This is a genomic window from Microbacterium sp. Cr-K20, from assembly GCF_000708325.1.
Lineage (GTDB): Bacteria > Actinomycetota > Actinomycetes > Actinomycetales > Microbacteriaceae > Microbacterium.
Map to the genome: position 1 here is coordinate 1 of NZ_JARE01000039.1, position 22,110 is coordinate 22,110.

Annotated in this window: 23 protein-coding genes and 1 pseudogene; 8 read left to right on the forward strand and 16 right to left on the reverse strand. The window is 69.6% G+C overall.

What is annotated here, in order from left to right; genetic code table 11:
• Positions 1-554, reverse strand: a pseudogene (locus GZ67_RS0105800) (hypothetical protein); the annotation flags it as partial.
• 163 nt (positions 555-717) lie between these two features.
• Here GZ67_RS0105800 and GZ67_RS0105805 point away from each other — a divergent pair.
• From GZ67_RS0105805 to GZ67_RS0105815, 3 genes are read left to right on the forward strand one after another with little or no spacing between them, the layout of a single operon-like run.
• Positions 718-1,824 (forward strand): heme/hemin ABC transporter substrate-binding protein, encoded by a 1,107-nt coding sequence (locus GZ67_RS0105805; RefSeq protein ID WP_029263093.1) that lies wholly within the window; start codon positions 718-720, stop codon positions 1,822-1,824.
• On the forward strand, positions 1,821-2,894 hold the full coding sequence (locus tag GZ67_RS0105810) for a FecCD family ABC transporter permease (protein WP_029263092.1): 1,074 nt from the start codon (positions 1,821-1,823) through the stop codon (positions 2,892-2,894). Before GZ67_RS0105805 ends, GZ67_RS0105810 begins: the two co-directional genes overlap by 4 nt.
• Positions 2,891-3,664 carry a heme ABC transporter ATP-binding protein gene (locus tag GZ67_RS0105815; RefSeq protein ID WP_036303874.1) on the forward strand — a complete coding sequence of 258 codons (774 nt, stop codon included), beginning with the start codon at positions 2,891-2,893 and terminating at the stop codon, positions 3,662-3,664. The genes GZ67_RS0105810 and GZ67_RS0105815 overlap by 4 nt, the downstream gene beginning before the upstream one ends.
• A gap of 26 nt (positions 3,665-3,690) precedes the next feature.
• Here the strand turns inward: GZ67_RS0105815 and GZ67_RS0105820 are convergent, their stop codons facing one another.
• The gene (locus GZ67_RS0105820; protein WP_029263090.1) at positions 3,691-4,140 is read right to left on the reverse strand and encodes a MarR family winged helix-turn-helix transcriptional regulator; all 450 of its coding nucleotides are present in this window, start codon (positions 4,138-4,140) and stop codon (positions 3,691-3,693) included.
• A gap of 63 nt (positions 4,141-4,203) precedes the next feature.
• Between GZ67_RS0105820 and GZ67_RS0105825 the strand changes: the two genes are divergently transcribed.
• Positions 4,204-4,572, forward strand: coding sequence for a VOC family protein (locus tag GZ67_RS0105825; protein ID WP_029263089.1), 369 nt, complete (start codon positions 4,204-4,206; stop codon positions 4,570-4,572).
• Positions 4,573-4,626: 54 nt separating this feature from the next.
• On the opposite strand, the gene GZ67_RS0105830 is transcribed toward GZ67_RS0105825, so the two are convergent.
• Both GZ67_RS0105830 and GZ67_RS0105835 read right to left on the reverse strand, forming a co-directional pair.
• Positions 4,627-4,995 carry a sterol carrier family protein gene (locus GZ67_RS0105830; RefSeq protein ID WP_029263088.1) on the reverse strand — a complete coding sequence of 123 codons (369 nt, stop codon included), beginning with the start codon at positions 4,993-4,995 and terminating at the stop codon, positions 4,627-4,629.
• 3 nt (positions 4,996-4,998) lie between these two features.
• On the reverse strand, positions 4,999-5,463 hold the full coding sequence (locus GZ67_RS0105835) for a hypothetical protein (protein WP_029263087.1): 465 nt from the start codon (positions 5,461-5,463) through the stop codon (positions 4,999-5,001).
• Between the two features lie 178 nt (positions 5,464-5,641).
• Between GZ67_RS0105835 and GZ67_RS0105840 the strand changes: the two genes are divergently transcribed.
• Positions 5,642-6,316 carry an NUDIX hydrolase gene (locus tag GZ67_RS0105840; protein WP_029263086.1) on the forward strand — a complete coding sequence of 225 codons (675 nt, stop codon included), beginning with the start codon at positions 5,642-5,644 and terminating at the stop codon, positions 6,314-6,316.
• Between the two features lie 69 nt (positions 6,317-6,385).
• On the forward strand, positions 6,386-7,663 hold the full coding sequence (purD, locus tag GZ67_RS0105845; protein ID WP_029263085.1) for a phosphoribosylamine--glycine ligase: 1,278 nt from the start codon (positions 6,386-6,388) through the stop codon (positions 7,661-7,663).
• A 175-nt stretch (positions 7,664-7,838) separates the two neighbouring features.
• Here purD and GZ67_RS0105850 read toward each other — a convergent pair whose 3' ends face one another.
• The 5 genes from GZ67_RS0105850 to GZ67_RS0105870 form a co-directional block, all read right to left on the reverse strand.
• Positions 7,839-8,567 (reverse strand): amino acid ABC transporter ATP-binding protein, encoded by a 729-nt coding sequence (locus tag GZ67_RS0105850; protein WP_029263084.1) that lies wholly within the window; start codon positions 8,565-8,567, stop codon positions 7,839-7,841.
• The gene (locus GZ67_RS0105855; protein ID WP_029263083.1) at positions 8,564-10,042 is read right to left on the reverse strand and encodes an amino acid ABC transporter substrate-binding protein/permease; all 1,479 of its coding nucleotides are present in this window, start codon (positions 10,040-10,042) and stop codon (positions 8,564-8,566) included. The genes GZ67_RS0105850 and GZ67_RS0105855 overlap by 4 nt, the downstream gene beginning before the upstream one ends.
• 125 nt (positions 10,043-10,167) lie before the next feature.
• Positions 10,168-10,707, reverse strand: a complete 540-nt coding sequence (locus tag GZ67_RS0105860; protein ID WP_029263082.1) for a GNAT family N-acetyltransferase — start codon at positions 10,705-10,707, stop codon at positions 10,168-10,170.
• 66 nt (positions 10,708-10,773) lie between these two features.
• The gene (locus tag GZ67_RS0105865) at positions 10,774-12,345 is read right to left on the reverse strand and encodes an MFS transporter (protein ID WP_262002833.1); all 1,572 of its coding nucleotides are present in this window, start codon (positions 12,343-12,345) and stop codon (positions 10,774-10,776) included.
• Positions 12,342-12,953, reverse strand: a complete 612-nt coding sequence (locus tag GZ67_RS0105870; protein ID WP_029263080.1) for a PadR family transcriptional regulator — start codon at positions 12,951-12,953, stop codon at positions 12,342-12,344. Before GZ67_RS0105870 ends, GZ67_RS0105865 begins: the two co-directional genes overlap by 4 nt.
• A gap of 146 nt (positions 12,954-13,099) precedes the next feature.
• Between GZ67_RS0105870 and GZ67_RS0105875 the strand changes: the two genes are divergently transcribed.
• Positions 13,100-13,978, forward strand: a complete 879-nt coding sequence (locus tag GZ67_RS0105875; RefSeq protein ID WP_029263079.1) for a phosphoribosylaminoimidazolesuccinocarboxamide synthase — start codon at positions 13,100-13,102, stop codon at positions 13,976-13,978.
• 4 nt (positions 13,979-13,982) lie between these two features.
• Here the strand turns inward: GZ67_RS0105875 and GZ67_RS0105880 are convergent, their stop codons facing one another.
• Both GZ67_RS0105880 and GZ67_RS0105885 read right to left on the reverse strand, forming a co-directional pair.
• Positions 13,983-14,378: a type II toxin-antitoxin system VapC family toxin gene (locus GZ67_RS0105880; protein ID WP_029263078.1), complete on the reverse strand. Its 396-nt coding sequence runs from the start codon at positions 14,376-14,378 to the stop codon at positions 13,983-13,985.
• Positions 14,375-14,638 (reverse strand): type II toxin-antitoxin system VapB family antitoxin, encoded by a 264-nt coding sequence (locus GZ67_RS0105885; protein ID WP_029263077.1) that lies wholly within the window; start codon positions 14,636-14,638, stop codon positions 14,375-14,377. The genes GZ67_RS0105880 and GZ67_RS0105885 overlap by 4 nt, the downstream gene beginning before the upstream one ends.
• A 111-nt stretch (positions 14,639-14,749) precedes the next feature.
• Here GZ67_RS0105885 and GZ67_RS0105890 point away from each other — a divergent pair, with 111 nt between their 5' ends.
• On the forward strand, positions 14,750-16,078 hold the full coding sequence (locus tag GZ67_RS0105890) for a uracil-xanthine permease family protein (RefSeq protein ID WP_029263076.1): 1,329 nt from the start codon (positions 14,750-14,752) through the stop codon (positions 16,076-16,078).
• A gap of 117 nt (positions 16,079-16,195) precedes the next feature.
• On the opposite strand, the gene GZ67_RS0105895 is transcribed toward GZ67_RS0105890, so the two are convergent.
• The 5 genes from GZ67_RS0105895 to GZ67_RS0105915 form a co-directional block, all read right to left on the reverse strand.
• The gene (locus GZ67_RS0105895) at positions 16,196-17,806 is read right to left on the reverse strand and encodes an urea amidolyase family protein (protein WP_029263075.1); all 1,611 of its coding nucleotides are present in this window, start codon (positions 17,804-17,806) and stop codon (positions 16,196-16,198) included.
• A gap of 22 nt (positions 17,807-17,828) precedes the next feature.
• Positions 17,829-18,596, reverse strand: a complete 768-nt coding sequence (locus GZ67_RS0105900) for a LamB/YcsF family protein (RefSeq protein WP_029263074.1) — start codon at positions 18,594-18,596, stop codon at positions 17,829-17,831.
• Positions 18,597-18,600: 4 nt separating this feature from the next.
• A complete protein-coding gene (locus GZ67_RS0105905) occupies positions 18,601-19,272 on the reverse strand; it encodes a TetR/AcrR family transcriptional regulator (RefSeq protein ID WP_029263073.1) in 672 nt (223 codons plus the stop codon).
• 291 nt (positions 19,273-19,563) lie between these two features.
• The gene (locus tag GZ67_RS0105910) at positions 19,564-20,559 is read right to left on the reverse strand and encodes a LacI family DNA-binding transcriptional regulator (RefSeq protein ID WP_029263072.1); all 996 of its coding nucleotides are present in this window, start codon (positions 20,557-20,559) and stop codon (positions 19,564-19,566) included.
• A 115-nt stretch (positions 20,560-20,674) separates the two neighbouring features.
• Positions 20,675-22,105 (reverse strand): GH1 family beta-glucosidase, encoded by a 1,431-nt coding sequence (locus tag GZ67_RS0105915; RefSeq protein ID WP_197021066.1) that lies wholly within the window; start codon positions 22,103-22,105, stop codon positions 20,675-20,677.
• Positions 22,106-22,110: the final 5 nt, after the last annotated feature.

Below are 22,110 nucleotides of genomic sequence, written 5' to 3' on the forward strand. Positions count from 1 at the left end.
CCGGGATCGGTGCCCGGGTCGGTACCGGGATCGGTGCCGGGGCCCGTCCCCGGGTCGGTGCCCGGATCCGTACCGGGGTCGGTGGGCACGGGACCGAACACGGCGTCCCACTGCCCCGCGGAGATCGCGACGTCCCCGCGGCCGTAGATCGTCGTCTCGTTCGGGTTCGAGTGCTTCTGCCACACGAGCACCTCGTAGGACTTCGTCCGATCGAGCGAGCCGGCAGGAGCGTCGAGCGTGAACGTGCTCGCCCCTCCGGCGACGGTCGGCATCACGAACGCCGCGTATCCGCCAGCGCCGCTGAGGCCGGATTCCGTGCCCTTGACGATGAGGGCCGCGTAGGCGCCTTCGACCTCGGGCAGGCCGCTCGCCTGCACTTGCACGCTCACGCCGGACGTGGCCGCGGAGGCGACCGTCGCCGTGACCGTGGCGCCGGCAGCATGCGCGGGCGGGACGATCACCGCACCGGCCGCGACGAGGAGGAAGGAGACGAAAGCGGCGAGCAGCACGCGTATGCGGGTGCTCCCTGAGGATGCGGTGGCTGTGGCGTTCACGGTTCTCCACGGCTCCGGGCACGCAGAAGAGCGCGCGCCGGCGGTGCCGCAATGCAGTCGGGACGAAGGATCGAATGTTGGTTAGGCTTGGCTAAGCAAGCCGCCGTTCCTGAGCGTAGAGGTGTGAATCAGCGCGCGTCAAGTTTTAGGATAGCCTTGCCTAATGCGTCGCGTCTTTGCCGTCTTCCTCGTCGCCGCTCTCGCCATGGGTCTCACCGCGTGCGCCGAGCCCGGAGCGACCGCCGCACCACCCGCCACCGCCGAAGACACCTGCCCGCAGGCATCCGTCCCGCTCTCCTCGCTCGACGTGATCGACGACGTGCGCGGATATGAGGGCCCTTCCACCGCGTGCCTCTCCAGCCGCGCGATCGAGGCCGTCGACGACGACACCGCGCCGAAGCTCCCGGTCACGGTGACCGACAGCGAGGGCCGCGAGATCGAGATCACCGACGTCGACCGCATCCTCCCGATCGACATCTCGGGCACGATCGCGTCGACCGTGTTCGCCCTCGGACTCGGCGATCAGGTCGTCGGCCGCGACGCATCCACCGTCTTCGCCGGAACGGAAGACCTCCCGGTCGTCACCAAGACCGGACACACGCTCAACGCCGAGGCGATCCTCGAGCTCGCGCCGACGGTCGTCCTCACCGACACCACGATCGGTCCGAAGGAGGTCCGTCAACAGCTGCGCGACGCGGGCATCGCGGTCGTGGTGATCTCCAGCGATCGGCGACTGGACACCACCGACGAGCTGGTCACCGAGATCGCCACAGCCCTCGGGGTGCCCAGCCGGGGCGAGGCGCTCATCGCGCGGCTCGACGCCTCGGTCGACGAGACGCTCGCCGAGATCGCCGAGGTCGTGCCCGCCGACGAGGCCGATCGCGCCCGCATGCTCTTCCTCTACGTGCGCGGCAGCGCGAACGTGTACTACATCTTCGGCGAGGACTCCGGCGCCGACTCCCTGATCGACGCGGTCGGCGGGGTCGATGTCGCGGCCGAGATCGGCTGGGAGGGCATGAAGCCGATGACCGCGGAGGCCCTCGTGGCGGCGCAGCCCGACGTGCTGGTGATGATGACTGACGGACTCGAGTCGGTCGGCGGCATCGACGGCTTGATCGAGCGGATCCCGGCCGTCGCCGAGACGCCGGCCGGAGCGAACCGGCGCGTGATCGACATGGCCGACAGCGAGATCCTCAGCTTCGGCCCGCGCACCGCCGATGTGATCGGCGCCCTGGCCCGCGCCCTGTACGCCCCCGAGCCCACGAAGTGACCGGCGAGGTCGTCACTCCGACGCCGACCACGCACCGGAGACTCCGGTTCGCCCTGGTGACGGTCGGCCTGATCGTCGCACTCGCGATCACCTGCGTCGTCTCGATCACGAGCGGGCAGTACGACCTGTCCCCCACCTCGCTGGTCGGCGTGCTGCTGCGCGGCATCGGCATCGACACCGCTTGGGCCCCCTCGGCATCCACCGACTACGGCGTGATCTTCAACCTGCGGATGCCGCGCATCGTGCTCGGGCTCCTCGTCGGCGCCGCACTGGCCGTCTCGGGCGTGCTCATGCAGGCGATCTTCGGCAACCCGCTCGCGGATGCCGGTGTCGTCGGTGTCTCCTCGGGCGCGGCGCTCGGAGCGGCGGCGAGCATCACGTTCGGACTCGCGACGTTCGGCATGTGGACCACGCCCGCCTTCGCGTTCCTCGGCGGACTGATCGCCGTGTTCTCGGTGTACTTCATCAGTCGCTCCGGCGGCCGGACCGAGGTCGTGACGCTGCTGCTCACCGGCATCGCGATCAACGCCATCGCGGGCGCCGGCATGGCGTTCTTCACCTTCCTCGGCACCACCTCGACCCGCGAGCAGATCGTGTTCTGGCAGCTGGGTTCGCTGAACGGCGCCCTGTGGCCGAACATCCAGCTGGTGGCCCCACTCGTGCTGATCGGCGTTGTCGTCGCGCTGATCGTGGCACCCAGCCTCGATCTCTTCGCCCTCGGCGAGCGCACCGCGCGTCACCTCGGTGTCAACGTCGAGCTGCTGCGGATCGTGGTCATCGTGACGGTCGCCCTGTTGGTGTGCGCGGCCGTCGCCTTCGCCGGGATCATCGGCTTCGCCGGGCTCGTCGTACCGCACCTGATGCGCATGCTGATCGGCCCCGCCCACCTGCCGCTCGTGATCGTCTCGGCCCTCGGCGGCGCACTGCTCATCGCCGTCGCCGACCTCGTCGCTCGCACCGCCGTGCCGCTCGCCGACCTGCCGATCGGCATGATCACCTCGCTCGTGGGCGGCCCGTTCTTCCTGTGGCTGCTCGTGCGCACACGCCGTCGCTCGGGAGGATGGGCATGACCGCGCGGCTCCGCGGCTCGGGGCTGACGGTGCGTGTCGGCGAGGGGCGGACGATCCTGGACGACGCCTCCATCGAGATCCACCGCGGCGAGATCCACGCCCTGGTCGGCCCCAACGGGGCGGGCAAGTCCACCCTGTTCGGGGTTCTTGCGGGTGACGTCACCGCGCAGGCGGGAACGGTCGAGATCGACGATCAGCCCATCGAGCAGATCAAGCCGCGCCTGCTCGCCCGCGAACGCGCCGTGCTGCTGCAGGAGAACGCGGTCACCTTCCCCTTCAGCGCCGAGCAGGTGGTGCGCATGGGTCGAACGCCGTGGGCGCGCACGCCGGCCGCGGACGACGACGACGAGCTGGTGGCTGCGGCCATGGCGCAGACCGAGGTGACGGCGCTCAAGGCCCGCGCGGTGCCCTCGCTCTCCGGCGGCGAGCGCGCCCGCGTCGCTCTCGCCCGGGTGATCGCTCAGAGCACCGGCATCCTGTTGCTCGACGAGCCGACCGCCGCCCTCGACCTCAAGCATCATGAAGACGTCATGCGGCTGATCCGTGGGCGGGCGGATGCCGGCATCGCCGTGGCGATCGTCCTGCACGACCTCAATGCCGCACTCGCCCACGCCGACCGCGTCACGCTGCTCTCCGACGGCCGGGTCGCGGCGACGGGCCCGGCGGCCGAGGTGCTCACCGCCGAGCGGATCGAGCAGGTCTACGGCCAGGCGGTCGACGTGTTCCCGCATCCGACCACCGGCGTTCCGCTGGTGGTCGCGAGGCGCTGAGTCGCGTCCCGGCCACGCGCGCCGGACTACTCCTCGTCGCGCAGGGAGCGGATCATGCCCCGCAGGATCTTCCGCGCGCCCGCCTGCTCGGCCTCGGTCATGCCCGACAGCATCCGGACTTCGACCGAGCGAACGGCCGCGGTCGCCTTCGCGAGACTCTGCCGGCCACGGTCGGTGAGGCGGGCGGGGAGGGCCTTCCCGACCGGCGGCTCGGCGGGCCTGGTCACGAAGCCGTCCCGCTCGAGGGCCTGGAGCAGCACGTTCATCGACTGGCGGGTGACGAACGCGCCGCGCGCGAGCTCGGAGTTCGAGAGGCCGGGGCGCTGGGAGAGCAGCTCGAGGCAGGAGTAGTGCGTGATGGTCATGCCGAGCGGGCGCAGCACCTCCTCCATCGAGGTGCGGAGAGCGCTGGACGCCTCCTTCAGCAAGTAGCCCAGCGACGTGTCGAGCTCGATGCCGGCGCGATCTTGACTCATGTCAGTAGTCTGACATACGCTTACTCATGTCAGAAAACTGACATGAAACGAAGGACTCTCCTCATGCCCGTCACCGGCCCCGATTTCCTCTCCCTCCAGGCACGCGACCTCGCCGCCTCGCAGGCGTTCTATGAGAACTACCTCGGACTCGTCCGCTCGCCCGCGGGCCCACCGCACGCCGTCGTGTTCCAGACGACGCCGATCGCGTTCGCGCTCCGGGACATCGCGCCTGGTACCGACCTGACTGACGTCGCGCATCCGGGAATCGGCGCCGCGATCTGGTTGCACGCCACCGACGTCCAAGCCATCCACGATCGACTCGTCGCCGACGGCCACACCATCGTGGCCGACCCGATCGACGGCCCCTTCGGTCGCACCTTCACCTTCTCCGACCCCGACGGCTACCGGATCACCCTCCACGACCGGGCATGACCCGTACCCCTCCGGGTGCGGGGATGGCCGGCGACGCCTCTGCGTGCCATCGCGCTACGGACGCACCGGAAGCACGTCGCTGAGATCCGCGCGCGTGCCGGAGGCATGGATGCGACCGCCGGCTGCGGCATCCGCCCACGCCTCGGCACCGGTGGCCACGGCGATCCAGGTCGCGGCATCCATCTCGACGACGTTCGGCGGTGTGCCGCGCGTGTGGCGGGGGCCCTGGATCACCTGCACCGCGCCGAACGGAGGTACTCGGACCTCGACGCTGTTGCCCGGCGCCTTCTCGTCGAGCAGCTGCAGGAGGTAGCGCACGGCGGTGGCGAGGTCGGTCCGCTGCGGCTTCGCGCCGGCGGCATCCGCGTCGCGAACAGCATCCAGTGCTGAACGTCCGTCGATGATGTCGATCTTCCTGGCCATCGCTCAGCTCTCCCCCACGACGACGACCGACCAGGCGCCGACCGCGTCCCGACCCAGCCCGTTGGCCGTGACCTCGGTCGCGGCGTCCATGCCCATATCGATCCGCTGCGGCTCGCCGCCGCAGAGCAGATCGTCGGTGCGGATCGTCTGCGACGTCACGGAGCGGCCGTCATCCGATCCGCTCAGCGCGATGTCGGCACTCATCGTCTCGGGGCCGAAGCACGCGAACAGCACCGAGACGATCGCCGTCGGCTCATCGAACGCTGCCGTGACCCCGCCTTCGCCGACGACGTCCGAGAGCGGGGACGCCAACCCGGCGAGCGTCGCGAGAGACCCGGCGACCTCACGGGAGTCCTGCGTCGCCATCCAGTCCTGCACGGCGTCGGGGTCGACCTCGGGCGTCGCGGAACACCCGGTGAGCACCGCCATCAGCACCGCGCCCAGCGCGAGTCCCCGCCATCGCCTCATCCCGCGAGCCTACCTCCGGCGCGCGTCCGCGTCAGCGACGCGGACCCCACCCGCCCCCGCTTCGTCGCTGTCGCTCACGATGGCGTGAACCACGCCGCTCGGCGGCATCGCTCGCGCACGCTCCGCGGCGCCAGGACACGCGGGCCACGGGCACCGGACGCGTTCTAAGCTCGGACGCATGAGCATGCATCCGCAGGGCGCCCGCGCCGAGCTGCTCGCCGCCGTCGCCGACCACTCGTGGGGCGTGCGGATCCCGCCGCTCGCCGACCCGCACAACGCGCACGACGCCGCAGTGCTCATCCTGTTCGGGGTGTTGGACCGTGTGCCCGCGCCGACGGCCGACGCCGCCGTCGCGCGCGACCTCGACGTGCTGCTGCAGCGGCGGGCGCCCACCCTTTCCTCCCACCCCGGACAGGTCTCGTTCCCCGGCGGCCGCGTGGAGCCCGATGACGCCGATCTGGTCGCCACCGCGCTGCGTGAAGCCGAAGAGGAGACCGGGCTCGATCCGGACGGAGTCGAGATCCTCGCCACGCTGCCCGTGATCCCCCTCGCTGCGAGCAATCACCTCGTCACGCCGGTGCTCGCCTGGTGGCAGTCGCCGTCGAGGGTCGTGGCCGTCGACCATGCCGAGACGGTCGAGGTGTTCCGGGTGCCCGTCGCGCAGCTGCTCGACCCTGCGTCCCGATTCACCTCGACGCTCACGCGAATGGGCCGCACGTTCCGCGGACCGGCGTTCGACGTCGACGGGACGATCGTGTGGGGTTTCACCGCGATGGTGCTCGACGCCCTCTTCGACGCCACCGGCTGGACGGTGCCCTGGGACTCCTCTGTCGAACGGACCGTCGAGGTCTGAGCCATCTGAGGAGCCGGGTTCTACCTGTGACACCGAAACCCGACGCGCGAGCCTCGGTAGTCTGGACGGGTGAAGATTCTCGTCCTCGGTTCCGGTGCCCGTGAGCACGCGATCATCCTCGCCCTGCGGGCCGAGCAGACGGAGCACGAGATCTTCGTCGCTCCCGGCAACGCCGGCATCGCGCAGGATGCGACCCCCGTCTCGGTCGATCCTCTCGACGGCGGAGCGGTCACCGCGTTCGCCCACGAGCACGCGATCGACCTGGTCGTCGTCGGGCCGGAGGCCCCGCTCGTCGCCGGAGTCGCCGACGCCCTGCGCGTCCGTGGGATCCCGGTGTTCGGACCGGGCAAGGCTGCGGCCCAGCTCGAGGGCTCGAAGTCGTTCGCGAAGCGGGTGATGGATGCTGCCGGAGTGCCCACCGGACGCGCTGTCCGTGCCGCCAGCACCACCGAGGTCGAGGCCGCATTCGACGATCTCGGCGCTCCGTACGTGGTCAAGGCCGACGGCCTCGCGGCCGGCAAGGGCGTCATCGTCACGTCCGACCGCGCCGAGGCTCTCGCCCACGCCCAGCAGTACCTCCCCGCAGGCCCGGTGCTCATCGAGGAGTTCCTCTCCGGCCCCGAGGTCTCCCTGTTCTTCCTGAGCGACGGCGACACCGTGCGTGCGCTCAGCCCCGCGCAGGACTTCAAGCGCGCACTCGACGGCGACGCCGGACCCAACACGGGCGGCATGGGTGCGTACTCCCCGCTGCCGTGGCTCGCCGAGCAGTTCGGCAGCGAGCAGGCCTTCGTCGAAGAGGTCACGCGCGACGTGGCCCTTCCCGTGGTGCGGCAGCTCGACACGGAGGGCACGCCCTTCATCGGGCTTCTCTACGCGGGTCTCATCCTGACCCCGGCGGGTGTGCGCGTGATCGAGTTCAATGCGCGCTTCGGCGACCCCGAGACGCAGATCGTGCTGCCCCGACTGGTCACTCCCCTGTCGCAGCTGCTGTTCGCCGCGGCATCCGGCACCCTCGAGGACCAGCCGGAGCCCGAGTTCAGCGACGACGTGGCGATCACGGTCGTGCTGGCGAGCGAAGGCTACCCCGAGGCACCGCAGACCGGACGCCCGATCGAGGGCCTCGCGGATGCCGCGGCCGTCGAGGGCGTCCGCCTCGTGCACGCCGCGACCGCGAGCCCGGATGCTCCCGGCGGATCGCTGATCGCGACGGGCGGCCGAGTGCTGAACGTGGTGGCCGTGGCCTCCGACTTCCGCACCGCGCGCGACCGTGCGTACGAGGCCATCGCCCGTATCCGTCTCGACGGTTCGCACTACCGCACCGACATCGCCGCCCGCGTCGCGGACTAGCCCCCGCTCCCTGCGCCTGCGCCTGCGCCTGCGCCTGCGCCGAGTGTACGGCTTATCCGCGAGCGCACGGCCTGTTCACGTGAACTATCCGTGCACTCGGCACAAACCCGTGCACTCGGCGACAGCGCGAGGGCGAGAGCGCGAGGGCGACAGCGCGAGGGCGAGCGTGCGCAGGTCAGAGCACCTTCGAGAGGAAGTCCTTCAGTCGCTCGTTCTTCGGGGCGCCGAACAACTCGGCGGGCGCGGCCTCTTCGACCACGACGCCGCCGTCCATGAAGACCGTGCGGCCGGAGACCTCGCGGGCGAAGCCCATCTCGTGCGTCACCAGCACCATGGTCATGCCGCCCGAGGCCAGGTCGCGGATCACCTGGAGCACCTCACCGACCATCTCGGGGTCGAGCGCGCTCGTCGCCTCGTCGAACAGCATGATCTCGGGGTCCATCGCGAGCGCGCGGGCGATCGCCACGCGCTGCTTCTGTCCACCGGAGAGGGATGCCGGCTTCGCGTCGGCCTTCTCCGACAGGCCGACCCGCTCCAGAAGAGCCAGCGCCCGCTCACGCGCCTGAGCCTTCGTCATCTTGCCGCACTCGACCGGCGCGAGGGTGATGTTCTCGAGCACGGTCATGTGGGGGAACAGGTTGAAGTGCTGGAACACCATGCCGATGCGCTGACGCACCTCATCGAGCTTCACGCTCTTGTCTGTCAGGTCGACGCCGTCGATGATGACGTGTCCCGAGGTCGGCTCCTCGAGCTTGTTGAGGCAGCGCAGCAGGGTGGACTTGCCCGAACCCGACGGGCCGATGACGGCGACGACCTCGCCGTCTTCCACCGCCAGGTTGATGCCCTTGAGCACCTCGTTGTCGCCGAACGACTTGTGCAGGTCCTGCACCACGATCTTGCTCATGCGTTGAACGTCCTCTCCAGGCGGTTCGCGAGCAACGTCAGCAGCGTGATCACGATGAAGTAGATGATGGCGACGATCGTCAGCACCTGCGCTGACAGGTACGTCGACGCGATGATCTGGCGGGACACGAACGTCAGCTCCGCGAGGCCGATGACGCTGATCAGCGACGTGTCCTTGAGGGTGATGATGCCCTGGTTCACGAACGACGGGATCATGATGCGGAACGCCTGCGGGAGCACGACCTTCTGCATCGTCTTCCAGTGACTGAGCCCCAACGAACGCGAGGCCTCGTTCTGACCGGGATCGACCGCCTGGATGCCGCCGCGGATGATCTCGGTCATGTATGCGCCCGTGTTGAGCGAGAGCGTGATCGCACCGGCGACGAAGGGATCGAACTTCAGGTCGGGGATCAGCTGCGGGATCGCGAAGAACACGAAGAACGCCTGGATGAGGATCGGGGTGCCACGGAAGACGTAGACGTACGCGGTGGAGATCCACCGCAGGGGAGCGAACTTCGCGAGACGTCCGAAGCCGAAGATGATGCCGAGGATGAAGGCGGCCACGACCGCGACGAGAGTCGCGAGGATGGTGAGCCAGAGCCCCTGCATGAGCGCGGGCCAATATTCGACGGCCACCGAGATGATGTCCGTCGGCTGCGCGGACTCCTCACCACCGGAGAGGTAGGTGTCGACGATCTCGTCGTACTCGCCCGAGGACTGGAGGTTCGCGAGTCCCGCGTTGAACATCTCGATCAGTTCGGGGTTCTCGCCCTTGTTGACCGCGAAGCCGTACTCGCCGCCCAGCTCGGGCTTGCCGATCAGACGGAAGCCGGACCCCTGCTGGATGCCGTAGGCCAGCACCGGGAAGTCCTCGAAGTAGCCGACCGCCTGGCCGGCCTTCACGGCATCCACCATGTCGGTCGTGTCCTGGTACGGGGTGACCGTGAAGCCGTACTCGTCCTTGTTCTCGTCGGCGAAGGTCTGACCCTGCGTACCGGTCTTGACGGCGACGGCCTTGCCGTCGAGGTCGTCGAGCGACTGGATGTCACTCGCCTCGAGTACGCCGAGCTGGATGCCGCTGGTGAAGTACGGCTCGCTGAAGTCGAACGTCTCCTGGCGCGCCTCGGTGATCGACATGCCGGCCATGACGGCGTCGACCTGGTTCGACTGCAGCGCCTGCACGGCGGCGTCGAATCCGAGCTGGCGGATCTCGACCTCGAAGCCCTGGTCTTTCGCGATCGCACGGAGCAGGTCCATGTCGATGCCGACGAGGTCGCCGTCCGCGTTCGTGAACTCGAACGGCGCGAACGTCGTGTCGGTTCCGATGACGTACTTCTCACCGTCGTCCGCGGCGGTGGCGGGGGCGGCTCCGGCCAGGAGGGCTCCGACGGCGACGAAGGCGACGAGCGCTGCCGCGCCGAGGCGGCGCGCGGATCGACGCAGACGGCCGGTCACGGCGGAGGGATTTCGGATCACGACGTGTGCTCCTCGGGATCGGATGATGCGACCGGACGATCGCCGAGGATCCACCTTAGCCGCCGCCTCGGCGTACCCCCGCCTCGACCGGTCTGCTCGAACCGTGAGGAAGGGCTGATCCGCGCTCAGGACGGCGACAGCTCGATCCAGTACCGCCGCACGCGCGGCTGTCCCGGCTCCGAAGCATCGACCACGTCTTCGAGCTCTCCACCGGCGCCCTCGATCGTGCGGATGGAGCCGACGTTGTCGTCGTCACAGGTGAGCATCACGCGGTCATATCCGTCGGACTTCGCGAAGCGGAGCACGAGCCGGAGGGCCTCGCGCACGATTCCCTCCCGGCGCCGGGAGGGAACGGTCGCGTAGCCGATGTGGCCGCCGAATCGACGCAGCCAGTCGTTGAGCTCACGACGGAACGCGATGAACCCCACGACGCGGTCGCCCTCGGTGATCCAGAAGAAGTCGCACGGCACGAGCCCCGCAGGAAGCACTGCACCCGGGGTGGCGTACAGCTCGGCCTTCGCGACGAACGCCTCGCACGCCGCCCGGTCGGGCACGATCCCCTGCTCGTAACCGCCTCCGTCGATGTGTCCGCCGTCGAACTCGGCCACAGCAGCGGCCCAGGAGTCGAAGAGGTCGATGGTCGGTCGAACGAGAGCGATCGTCATCGCCCGATGACACCAGAAAGGCACCGTATCCGCAAACCGACGGACACGGCACCCTCCCGAACTCGACTACTCGGGACGCGCGGCCGCGGGAGCCGCGGCATCCGCCTTGTCGTAGCGACCGAGGAACAGCGAGGCGACGAGCGCGATCACCATGACGCACGCCGGCAGCAGGATCGCCTGCGACATGCCCGCGGCGAACCCGTCGGCCACCTGCGGCGGCAGCGTTCCCCCGGTCGAGATGCCGGCCGGTGCATCGGCGAGACCGGGCAGGTTCGCCTCGAGGCGGGACTGCATGAACGCAGCGATGGATGCCGAGCCGATGACCGACCCGATCGTCCGGGTGGTGTTGTAGATGCCGGCACCGGCACCCGCCTGTCGCGGCGGGAGTTTGCGCGTCGCGGTGGTCGCGAGCGGCCCCCACATACCCGCGTTGCCGATGCCCATCAGTGCCGACGGGAGCAGGAACATCCAGATCGGGGTGTCCATGTTGATCAGGGCCGAATACCAGATCAGCGCGCCGGCGACGCAGAGCAGACCCGGGATGAGGATGATGCGCGGATCCACCCGGTCGAGCAGCTTGCCCGCCGCCGGAGCGAGCGCACCCGAGAGCACCGCCATCGGGATCAGCAGCAGCGCCGCCTCCGTGGGGGTGAGCCCGCGCGCGGTCTGCAGGAAGAACATCATCGGCAGCGACATGCTCGTCACCGTGAAGCCGACAGCGGCGATGGCGACGTTCGCTCCCGAGAAGTTGCGGTCGCGGAACAGCTCGAGCGGTACCAGCGGTTCGCTGCGTGTCTTGGCCTGCTGCAGGATGAACAGCCCGAGAACGATGAGTCCGACGATGATCAGACCCCACACCGAGATGGGACCCCAGATCACACCCCAGTCGAACTTCTCGCCCTCCTGGAGGCCGAAGACGATGAGGAAGAGCGCCACGGCGCTCAACACGACACCCACGATGTCGAAGCGGTGCGGGTGGGTGGCGAGCTTCGGGACCAGACGCCAGGCGAGCACGAACGCGACGATGCCGACCGGGATGTTCACGAAGAAGATCCACTCCCAGCCGAAACCGTCGACGAGCAGGCCGCCGACGAGCGGACCGACGAGCGTCGCGACACCGGCCGTCGCACCCCAGAGGCCCATGGCGGCACCGCGGCGCTCCGGGGGGAAGGTGCGCGTGATCACGGCCATGGTCTGCGGCGTCATGAACGCCGCGCCCAGCCCCTGCACGGCACGCGCGACGATCAGGCCCTCGAGCGAGTTCGACAGTCCGCACCACAGCGAGGCGAGCGTGAAGATCGCGAGGCCGATCAGGTAGATGTTCTTCGGCCCGAAGCGATCGCCGAGACGTCCGGTGATCAGCAGCGGCACGGCGTAGGCGAGCAGGTACGCGCTCGTGACCCACACGACGTTGTCGAGGTTGTTCGTGTTCGGATCGAGCGCCGCCTTGATCGCCGGGTTCGCGACAGACACGATCGTGGTGTCGACGAGGATCATGAAGAAGCCGATGACCAGTGCCCAGAGGGCGGGCCAGGGGCTGGTGGGCTTGTGCCCCACGGAGTAGGTTCCGGTCGAGGGACCGGAGGTGGAGGGCACGGACACCGGCGGGCGGTCTCCGTCGCGGGGAGTGTCTGTCATTGCTGTGCAGCCTTTCGCTGAGCGCGGTAGCGTTCTGAGTTCGGGAATGCCGCGGGTCCCCACGGCAGGTCTTCGGCTTCGAGGCGGGCGATCAGGGCATCGAGCCAGCGCAACTCGGCCTCGAGCAGCGCCTCCTGCCGTTCGTATTCCACGAGCACCTGCTCGGGCACGCCATCGCGTCTCGCGTCGATCAGTCCATCGCGATACGCGATGTGCTCTTCGTCGAGAGCGGCGCGACGCGAGCGCAGGCTCTGGAGCACATCGCCGCGTTCGAGGTTGTGGGCCTCGGCGAGCGCGATCCGGAACTCGGCGGGACGATCTATCGTCGACAGCTCGCGTCGCAGCCAGCCGATGAGGATGTCTCGACCGGCGTCGGTCAGCGAGTACGTCGTGCGCTCGGGGCGATTCCCCTCGCGGTCACTGCCGACCTCGTCGATGAGTCCCGCCCGCTGGAGCCGGCCGACCGTGTGATAAAGCGTGCCGTTCGTGAGGGTCAGCAGCCGATCGTCGCGGCGCACCCGCATCAGTCGCACCATCTCGTAGGGGTGCATGTCGCCCTCGCGCAGCAGGGAGAGGATCATCGCCCCCATCGGGGTCAGTCGTTGCATGGCCCCTCCCCGGGTGTCGCGCTCAAATAGTCCATGTGGACTATACGCCGGACCGCCGACAGCGACAAGACCGGTGGCCGGGGCGGATCAGCCGAGTGCGGCCGCGAGCTGCGGTCGCGGTCGGACGGAACCGGGATAATGGGCGGGTGAGCACTCCTTCAGAAGGCACGGCACAGAGCATCCCCGGCTGGCGGCACATCTACTCGGGCAAGGTCCGCGACCTGTACGCCTCCGAGGATCCGGCGGACACGCGCATCCTCGTCGTGGCCTCCGACCGCGTGAGCGCCTTCGACTTCGTACTCTCCCCCGGCATCACCGACAAGGGCGCTCTGCTGACGCGACTGAGCCGCTGGTGGTTCGCTCAGCTCTCCGACTTCCCCAACCACATCGCCGAGGGCGAGCTGCCCGAGGAAGTCGCCGACCGCGCCATGCTCGCGCAGTCGCTGGAGATGCTGCCGATCGAGTGCGTCGTGCGCGGCTACATCACCGGTTCCGGCTGGGCCGAGTACCAGGAGAGCGGCACCGTGTGCGGCATCCCGCTGCCCGCCGGCCTGCAGAACGGCGACCGGCTGCCGGAGCCCCTGTTCACCCCGGCCTACAAGGCACCGATGGGCGAGCACGACGAGAACATCACGTTCGAGCGCACCGTCGAACTGGTCGGAGCGGAGCGCGCGGCCGAGCTGCGCGACACCTCGCTCGCGATCTACGCCCGTGCCGCCGAGATCGCCGAGGCGAAGGGCCTGATCCTCGCCGACACCAAGTTCGAGTTCGGGACGGATGCCGACGGCACCCTGCGCCTGGCCGACGAGGTGCTCACGAGCGACTCCTCGCGCTACTGGGACGCCGAGGCCTGGCGCACCGGCAGCACCCCGAGCGCACGCATGGCGAGCTTCGACAAGCAGATCGTGCGCGACTGGATGGCCGCGAACTGGGACAAGCAGGGCGAGCCGCCGGCGCTTCCCGCCGATGTCGTCGAGCGCACCGCCGACCGCTACCGCGAGCTGATCGACCGCCTCGGCGCCTGACCCGTCAGACCGGTTCGACGAGTCGCACGTCTGTGTGGACGAAGTCGTCTCCCTTGAAGAGCAGCGGCTCGTCGCGGGTAATCGCGAGCGCATAGGAGAAGCAGTCGCCGTAGTTGAGGCGAGCGCGGCTCCCTGACCCTCGGCCGTAGCGGGCGTATGCCCTGCTCGCCAGGCGCGCCTGCACCTCATCGACGGGAACGACCTCCGATCGCGTCACCTCCAGAAGCTCGTCGAGCGCAAGCGCCTTCGCTTCGCCGCCCCTGCTGCGGAGGACGATCGTGCACTCCGTGAGCGTGGCCGCGGACAAGGCGAAGGGCCGCGACTCCAACAGGTCGCTCATCTCTTCGGCTTCCGGCTCAGCCATCAGCACCGCGACCAACGCCGAGGAGTCGACGATCATCGCGGCATCCCCGTCTCGTCGTAGAGCTCATCCATGATCTCCTCGGTCGTGCGCCCGGTGGAGGGAAGCTGCTGCGCCCGGCGGATCACCGCACGGATGCGGCGACGACGCCCCTCTTCGTCGGCCGTCTGCTCCTGCTCCAACTCGGCGAGACGGCGCCGCACCGCATCCTCGACGGCACTCGTCTGACTCTGACCGGTCAACGCCGCGAGCCGACGCACGAGCTCATGCGTGGTCTCGTTCTTGATGTTGAGGCTCATGTCTACCATTCTACCTCTGCGTCTACCATGGTAGAAGCGCTCAGGGAAAACTCAGGAATCGATAGTGTTGCTCCGGCACTCCAGCCATCCCCCGAACCTTGAGGAGCCCGCATGGCCCTGTGGAAGCTGCACGGAAACGGCCGCACGGTCGAGCCCGGCGCCGTCGTCCGTCCCGACGAGCGCCTGAACTGGCCTGCGACGATCGCGATCGGACTCCAGCACGTCGTCGCGATGTTCGGCGCGACGTTCCTCGTGCCGATCATCACCGGCTTCCCCGTCGCGACGACCCTGCTGTTCAGCGGCGTCGGCACGATCCTGTTCCTGCTGGTCACGCGCAACAAGCTGCCCAGCTACCTGGGCTCGTCGTTCGCGTTCATCGCGCCGGTCACGGCGGCCACCGCCTCCGCGAACATGGGCACCGCCCTGGCCGGCATCGTCGCCGTCGGCGTGCTGCTCGCGATCATCGGCGTCGTGGTGCACACGGTCGGCGTCAAGTGGGTCGACCGCTTCCTGCCGCCGGTGCTCGCGGGGACGATCGTCGCCCTCATCGGGTTCAACCTCGCCGGCGCCGCGCACGACAACTACGCCAAGGCCCCCGTGACCGCGACGTTCACGCTCGCCATCACGATCCTCTTCGCCGTCGTGTTCCGCGGGTTCCTCGGCCGCATCTCGATCTTCCTCGGCGTCATCGCGGGCTACATCTTCGCGGCGTTCCGCGGCGAGCTCGACTTCTCGGCCGTGGAGAAGGCCGACTGGGTCGGCCTCCCCACCTTCACCTTCCCGAACTTCACCGAGCCCGGCACCCTCACCGCCCTCGCCATGTTCCTCCCGGTCGTGCTCGTGCTGATCGCCGAGAACGTCGGACACGTGCGCGGCGTCGCGACCATGACCGGCGACGCGAGCGTGAACCAGCAGACCGGCAAGGCGCTGATCGCCGACGGCGTCTCGACCACCCTCGCCGGCTTCTTCGGCGGTTCAGGCACCACGACCTACGGCGAGAACATCGGCGTGATGGCCTCCACCCGCGTGTACTCCACCGCCGCCTACTGGGTCGCCGGCATCGCCGCGATCCTGCTCAGCCTCTCGCCCAAGTTCGGCGAGGTCATCAACTCGGTGCCCGCCGGAGTGCTCGGCGGCGTGACCACGGCGCTGTACGGCCTCATCGGCGTCATCGGCATCAAGATCTGGGTCGACAACCGCGTCGACTTCTCGCGCCCGGTCAACCAGTACACGGCAGCCGTCGCCCTGATCATGGCCGTCGGCGGGTTCATGATCAAGGACGAGGGATCCGGCTTCGAACTCGGCGGCATCGTCATCGCCACGGTCGCGGCGATCCTCATCTACCACCTGGGCAACCTGATCGCCCGTCTGCGCAAGACCGGCGCCGACGACCCGAAGCCGCTCGAGGCGGTCGGTCCGCTCGGCGGCGACCCCGCCTAGCGGGACGCGCATCGCGTTCACAACTCCTCAGAAACCCGGCCCGAACACCTCCGTACGGCCGTACCACTCCGGATCGACACAGTTTCTGCGGAGTTGTGAACCGATCGGCGGCGGCACTCAGCCGGCCGAGCGCGGCTGCAGGACGAATCGAAGGCGCACACCCGGCGGCAGTTGACCCGCGAGGTCGAGACTGCGGTCGGTGAGGGCGCCGATGATCGGGTACCCGCCGGTGAGCGGGTGGTCGGGGAGGAAGAGCACCGGCTGCCCGTCGGGCGGCACCTGGATCGCGCCGTCGACCGCTCCCTCGCTGGGCAGCTCGCCGCCGACGGAACGCTCCAGCGCCACCTCGCCCCGAAGACGGATGCCGACGCGGTCGGAGCGCGGCGTGACCGTCCACTCCTGGGTCGTGAGCACCTGGAGTGCCTCCGCCGTGAACCAGTCGTCACGAGGCCCGAGCGTGATCTCGAGCTCGACGAGGTCACCGGAGACCGGGAGGTCGCGCGGCACGGCGCCAGGCTCGACGGGGTGCGACGCGGCATCACCGATCGGGAGCACGACTCCGGCCGAGAGCGGTTCCGGGCCGAGTCCTGCGAGGGTGTCGGTCGCACGGCTGCCCAGCGCGGGCGCCGCATCGACTCCGCCGCGGACCCCGATGACGTAGCGCAGACCGCGGTCCGGATACCCGAGGGTGAGCTCGTCGCCGTCGAACGTGGCGAAGGGCTCACCGTGGAGAATCGGGCGGGCGATGCCCTCGGCTCCGGTCAGGGCGAGCGCGCCGATCGCACCCGTGACGACCGCGACACCCGCCCCGTGGAACCGGAGCACCGCTCCCCCGACGCTCTCGAGCACCGCGGCCGCGGCGGCGTTCCCCACGGCGCGGTTCGCATCCCGCATCGCGCGCCGGTCGGCGGCCCCGGATGCCGACACCCCGAGTGCCGCGAAGCCCGGGCGCCCAGCATCCTGCACCAGCAGCTGCAGCGAGGGCCGGACGACCTCGACCGCGGATGCCGTGCCGAAACCCGGAGCATCCGCGTCCGCTGGGGCGTGTTGTTCCGCGACGCGCCGGGCGCGGGCCGGACCGTCTCCGTTTCGGCCCACGTGAGCCGCGCCCAGTCGAGCCGCGTCCCGCACCCGTTCGAACCGCACCAGGGTTCCCGGAGACAGCAGAGCCGGCGGATCGCGGTCGATGTCCCACATCACGGCATCCGTGCGGCCGATCAGCTGCCAGCCACCGGGGCTCTCTCGTGGATAGACACCGGTGAACGGTCCGGCGAGCGCGACCGATCCGGCGGGCACACGGGTGCGCGGAGACGAGTGGCGCGGCACGTCGAAGAGCGGATCACTGCTCACCACGTATCCGAATCCGGGAGCGAACCCCGAGAACGCGACTCGCCAGTCCGCGGCGAGATGCCGGTTCACGAGCTCCTCCACCGAGACGCCGAGCGCGGATGCCGCTTCGTCGAGGTCTTCGCCGTCGTACTGCACGGGGATCGTGACCTCCCCGGTGCTGGGCGGGCGCGTGGCGTCGACCTCGGTCGCCGCCAGCGTGTGCGCGAGCTCGGTGGCCGAAACGCGCAGCGGGTCGAACCGCACGAGCACCGTGCGAGCTCCGGGGACGCGCTCGACGACGCCGGGCAGCCCTTCCCACGCGAGGTTCAGGCGCATCGCCTCGTCGAGGTCGGCCGCCTCGACGAGCAGAGCGCGATCGGATGCCGTGAGGATGCGCATCAGCCGACCCGCGCCGGTCGCCTCATCGGGAGCCCGCGAACGGTGCGATCGTGATGCCCGCGTCCTGCAGCATCCGCTTGGTCTCGGCGGCCATCGCCACCGAGCCGGGGCTGTCGCCGTGCACGCAGATCGAATGCGCCACCACGGGCACGTCCGTGCCGTCGATCGCCCGGATCACACCGTCGGCGGCGAGGCGAACCATCCGCTCCGCCACCGCGGCCGGGTCGTGCAGCACGGCACCCGCCTCGGTGCGCGACACGAGCTGCCCGTCGGGCTGATAGGCCCGATCGGCGAAGGCCTCGGCGGCGACGGCGAGCCCGGCCCGCTCGGCGACATCGAGCACGACACCCCCGGAGAGTCCCAGCAGCACCAGGCTCGGGGCGATCGCGCGGATCGCCGCCACCACGTCCTTCGACTGCCTCTCGTCGCGGGCGATGGCGTTGTAGAGCGCGCCATGCGGTTTGACGTAGGAGACCGTCCCGCCCACCGCGGCGGCGAGCCCCATGAGAGCTCCGAGCTGGTACTCGACGTGCGCCTGGAGCGTGGCCGAGTCGAGGTCGAGGCGGGTGCGACCGAAGTTCTCGTAGTCGCGATAGCCGGGATGCGCTCCGATCACGACGCCGCCCTCCACGGCGGCGGCGAGCGTATGTCGGATGCCCTCCGGGCTGCCGGCATGGAACCCGCACGACACGTTCGCGCTCGTGACGAGGCGGAGCATGCTCGCGTCATCGCTGACGATCCGGTCGGCGACGTTCTCACCGAGGTCCGAGTTCAGGTCGATCGACGTCATGCGATCACCCCTGCGGCTCCGCCCGCAGAGCCGCAGTCGCACGCGGGCGTGGTTCGCCGTCGCGAAGCGGAACCGGCTGAGCGATGGGCGTCGTCGGCTCGGGCAGCCCGTAGCGGCGGTGCACCCAGCGCCGGGCCTCCTCGAGCGGATAGGTGTCGCCGAACACCGCGAACTTCACGAAGACGCCCTCGAGGGTGCTGCGGAGCATGACCTCTTCGAGGGCCGGATCCTCGGCGCCGCGCGCGCGGAACAGCTGCCGCACGGCATCCTCCGCCGCGGTGGCGCGCACTTCGTGCCGAGCCTCCGATTCGGCGAACAGTCGATGCGTGGCCGGCTGCTGCTGCATCGCCAGCACCGCCCGCTGCAGGGGGATCGCGTAGGCGGTGGCCGTGAGGGCCCCGTCGATCACGGCGGCGAGCATCTCGTCCGGGGTGCCCTCCACGCGGGCGAAGCCGAGCACCGTCTCGAACCATCGGTCGATGACGGCGGCGACGAGCTGCTCCTTGCCGCCGAAGTGGTAGTTCACGAGGCCCTGGGCGACCCCCGCCCGCGTCGTGATCGCGGCGATGCTCGCGCCCGCGACACCTCGTTCGCTGAAGACCTCGATGGCGGCCTCCAGGATGGCCTCCCTGGCGCGTTCTCGGGCCAGCCGGTTCTGCTCGTCGGAGCGTGCCACGCGGCATCCACCTCCTGAGTTCAGCCGGCCTGTTTTTCCCGAATGCTCCCCCTGCCGTATAGATTAATCACTGAATGTCCGTTCAACCTATGAATGGATTCGATCTTCGGCTGGCTCGCTCAGCCGAGCACGACTTCGGAGATCCGAGGCGCCACGCCGCGGCATCCATCCTTCGGGGGGCGATTCGCCGCCGATCACGACGTCGTGCAACACAAACGCACGGGTGCGTCCCTGGCCAGGAGGGGGCGTCAGGGGCGCGCCCGTGTCTCACCGGATGACCGAAGACCGGCCTCAGGCCGAGGCGCGGACCACGAGCTCGGTCGGCAGGATCGTCGTCTGCGGCGGATCCTGCCCGGCGAGACGGGACAGCAGCACGCGGGCCATGGTCTCGCCCTGCGCGTACATCGGCTGACGCATCGTCGTGAGCTGCGGATCGGTCGTGATCGCGACGGACGAGTCGTCGAACCCGACCAGGGCGATGTCCTCGGGTACGCGCACACCGGCGGCGCGCAGCACCGTCAGCGCGCCACGCGCCATCAGGTCGCTGGCGACGAAGATGGCGTCCGGTCGACCTGTTTCGAGGATGCGCCGTGCGGCATCGGCTCCGCTGGCCTCGCTGTAGTCGCCCTGCTCCTCGGCGAACGGCGTCAGCCCGGCCTCGGCGAGGGCGGCCCGGAAACCCTGGATGCGGTCGCCGGAGGAGACCATGGTCAGCGGGCCCGAGATCGTCGCGATCCGCGTGCGTCCGATGTCGATCAGTCGACGGGTCGCGGTGCGGGCACCCGCGACGTTGTCGACGTCGACGACGTAGTCGCCCTCGAGCCGGCGCACGGGCCGACCGCCGTAGACGACAGGCACGGCGTCCGCGACCCGGTCGATGAACGCATCGCTGGTGTGATGCGAGACGATCAGTGCGCCGTCGACGCCGCCGTTGCGCACGAAGCCGGTCATCTTGTCGCCCGGGTCGTCACTCGCGATGAGCAGGTTGAGCAGGTAGTCGGATCCGCCGAGGGCACCCGTGATGCCGGCGACGATCGCGGCGAAGAACGGGTCGCCGAAGAAGCGGTTCGTGTCTTCCGGCACGATCAGGGCGATCGCGTGCGTCTGCCGCGAGGCGAGGGAGCGCGCCGCGCGGTTGGGCACGTAGTTCAGCTCGTCGATCGCGGCGCGCACCGCGGCGAGCGCCTCCGGGCTCACCGCCGTCGACCCGTTCACGACCCGCGACACGGTCGACCGGGAGACACCGGCTGCCGCGGCCACCTCTTCGATGGTCGCTCGTGGCGACATCAACGTACGCACTCTTCCATCGCCCTATTCTCACTGACGTTCGCGCTTCGAATCGCGCACACGGTCCCATCCGGGCCCCGGATGGGACCATTCACCCGATTCGAACGCCCTGCGGCTAGAGCGAGCGGGCCGCGATGATGCGCGCGTACTCCCGACCGGAGTCCTTGAGGCTCCGCTCCTGGGTGTCGTAATCGACGCGCACGATGCCGAAGCGCTTGTCGTAACCCCAGGCCCATTCGTAGTTGTCGAACATCGACCAGTAGAAGTAGCCCCGCACGTCGACACCCGACTCCGCGGCATCGAGCACCGCACCCAGGTGCAGGCGCAGGAACTCCGTGCGGTCGGCATCGTGCACGCGCGTCTCGCCGTCTTCGACCACCACGACGTCGTCGTAGGCGGCGCCGTTCTCGGTCATGTACAGCACGGTGCCCGCGGGCTCGGCGTATTCACTCCAGACCCGCTGCAACACCCGGGTGAGCCCCTCGGGCTGCACCTCCCAGTTCTGCGCCGTGCGCGGCAGTCCGCGCTCGACCGAGTGGATGCCGTCGCTCGACGGGTAGGGGCTGCGGCCGGCGCGCTCGGTGGCAGGACCTCCGGAGACCGGCGCCTCGGCGGGAGCCGTACCCGACAGGAAGTCGCCGTGGTAGTAATTCACGCCCTGTGTGTCGATGGGCTGGGAGATGGTCTCGAGGTCGCCGTCGTGGACCGCGGCCTCGAACTGCGCGACGGCGTCGGCATCCACCGCGCGGATGTCCTCGACGATGTCGGCCGGATAGCTGCCGCGGTAGATCGGGTCGAGGAACCAGCGGTTGAACTGCCCGTCCACGCGGCGGGCGGCATCGACGTCCGCGGGGTTCTGCGGATCGGCGGGATCGGCGACCGTGTGGTTCAGGGTGATGCCGAGGTTGAGCGAGGCGTCGCGTCCGCGCAGCTCCTGCACGGTCCTGCCGTGCGCGAGCAGCAGGTGATGCGAGGCGAGCAGCCCCTCGGCGACGCTGGTGCGCCCCGGCGCGTGCTCCCCTCCGGTGTAGGAGAGGAAGGACGAGCACCAGGGCTCGTTGAGCGTCGTCCACACGTTCACCCGATCGCCGAGCGCGTCGTGCATGGTGCCGGCGTACTCGAGGAACCGGTCGACCGTGTCGCGGTTCGTCCACCCCCCGGCATCCTGCAGCGCCTGCGGCATATCCCAGTGGTACAGGGTCAGCCAGGGCAGGATGCCGGCGCCGAGCAGCTCGTCCAACAGGCGCTCGTAGAAGTCGACTCCGGCGGGGTTCACGGCACCGCCGTCCGGCCGCACCCGCGACCACGACGTCGAGAAGCGGTAGGTCTGCAGCCCGAGCTCGGTCATCAGCGCGACGTCGTCGCGGTAGCGGTGATAGTGGTCGCAGGCCACGTCGCCGTTGTCGCCGCCGATCACGGCGCCGGGCACGCGGGCGAACGCGTCCCAGATCGATGCCGTGCGCCCATCCTCGAACGCCGCCCCCTCGATCTGGTACGCCGCGGTCGCAGCGCCGAAGAGGAAGTTCTCGGGGAAGGAGCGGGTCATAGGGG

Bases quoted from the DNA above. Each gene is read 5' to 3' on its own strand.
- GZ67_RS0105805 (WP_029263093.1), top strand. From the start codon at position 718: ATGCGTCGCGTCTTTGCCGTCTTCCTCGTCGCCGCTCTCGCCATGGGT.
- GZ67_RS0105815 (WP_036303874.1), top strand. From the start codon at position 2,891: ATGACCGCGCGGCTCCGCGGCTCGGGGCTGACGGTGCGTGTCGGCGAG.
- GZ67_RS0105820 (WP_029263090.1), bottom strand. From the start codon at position 4,140: ATGAGTCAAGATCGCGCCGGCATCGAGCTCGACACGTCGCTGGGCTAC.
- GZ67_RS0105825 (WP_029263089.1), top strand. From the start codon at position 4,204: ATGCCCGTCACCGGCCCCGATTTCCTCTCCCTCCAGGCACGCGACCTC.
- GZ67_RS0105830 (WP_029263088.1), bottom strand. From the start codon at position 4,995: ATGGCCAGGAAGATCGACATCATCGACGGACGTTCAGCACTGGATGCT.
- GZ67_RS0105835 (WP_029263087.1), bottom strand. From the start codon at position 5,463: ATGAGGCGATGGCGGGGACTCGCGCTGGGCGCGGTGCTGATGGCGGTG.
- GZ67_RS0105840 (WP_029263086.1), top strand. From the start codon at position 5,642: ATGAGCATGCATCCGCAGGGCGCCCGCGCCGAGCTGCTCGCCGCCGTC.
- GZ67_RS0105850 (WP_029263084.1), bottom strand. From the start codon at position 8,567: ATGAGCAAGATCGTGGTGCAGGACCTGCACAAGTCGTTCGGCGACAAC.
- GZ67_RS0105860 (WP_029263082.1), bottom strand. From the start codon at position 10,707: ATGACGATCGCTCTCGTTCGACCGACCATCGACCTCTTCGACTCCTGG.
- GZ67_RS0105865 (WP_262002833.1), bottom strand. From the start codon at position 12,345: ATGACAGACACTCCCCGCGACGGAGACCGCCCGCCGGTGTCCGTGCCC.
- GZ67_RS0105870 (WP_029263080.1), bottom strand. From the start codon at position 12,953: ATGCAACGACTGACCCCGATGGGGGCGATGATCCTCTCCCTGCTGCGC.
- GZ67_RS0105880 (WP_029263078.1), bottom strand. From the start codon at position 14,378: ATGATCGTCGACTCCTCGGCGTTGGTCGCGGTGCTGATGGCTGAGCCG.
- GZ67_RS0105885 (WP_029263077.1), bottom strand. From the start codon at position 14,638: ATGAGCCTCAACATCAAGAACGAGACCACGCATGAGCTCGTGCGTCGG.
- GZ67_RS0105890 (WP_029263076.1), top strand. From the start codon at position 14,750: ATGGCCCTGTGGAAGCTGCACGGAAACGGCCGCACGGTCGAGCCCGGC.
- GZ67_RS0105895 (WP_029263075.1), bottom strand. From the start codon at position 17,806: ATGCGCATCCTCACGGCATCCGATCGCGCTCTGCTCGTCGAGGCGGCC.
- GZ67_RS0105900 (WP_029263074.1), bottom strand. From the start codon at position 18,596: ATGACGTCGATCGACCTGAACTCGGACCTCGGTGAGAACGTCGCCGAC.
- GZ67_RS0105910 (WP_029263072.1), bottom strand. From the start codon at position 20,559: ATGTCGCCACGAGCGACCATCGAAGAGGTGGCCGCGGCAGCCGGTGTC.
- GZ67_RS0105915 (WP_197021066.1), bottom strand. From the start codon at position 22,105: ATGACCCGCTCCTTCCCCGAGAACTTCCTCTTCGGCGCTGCGACCGCG.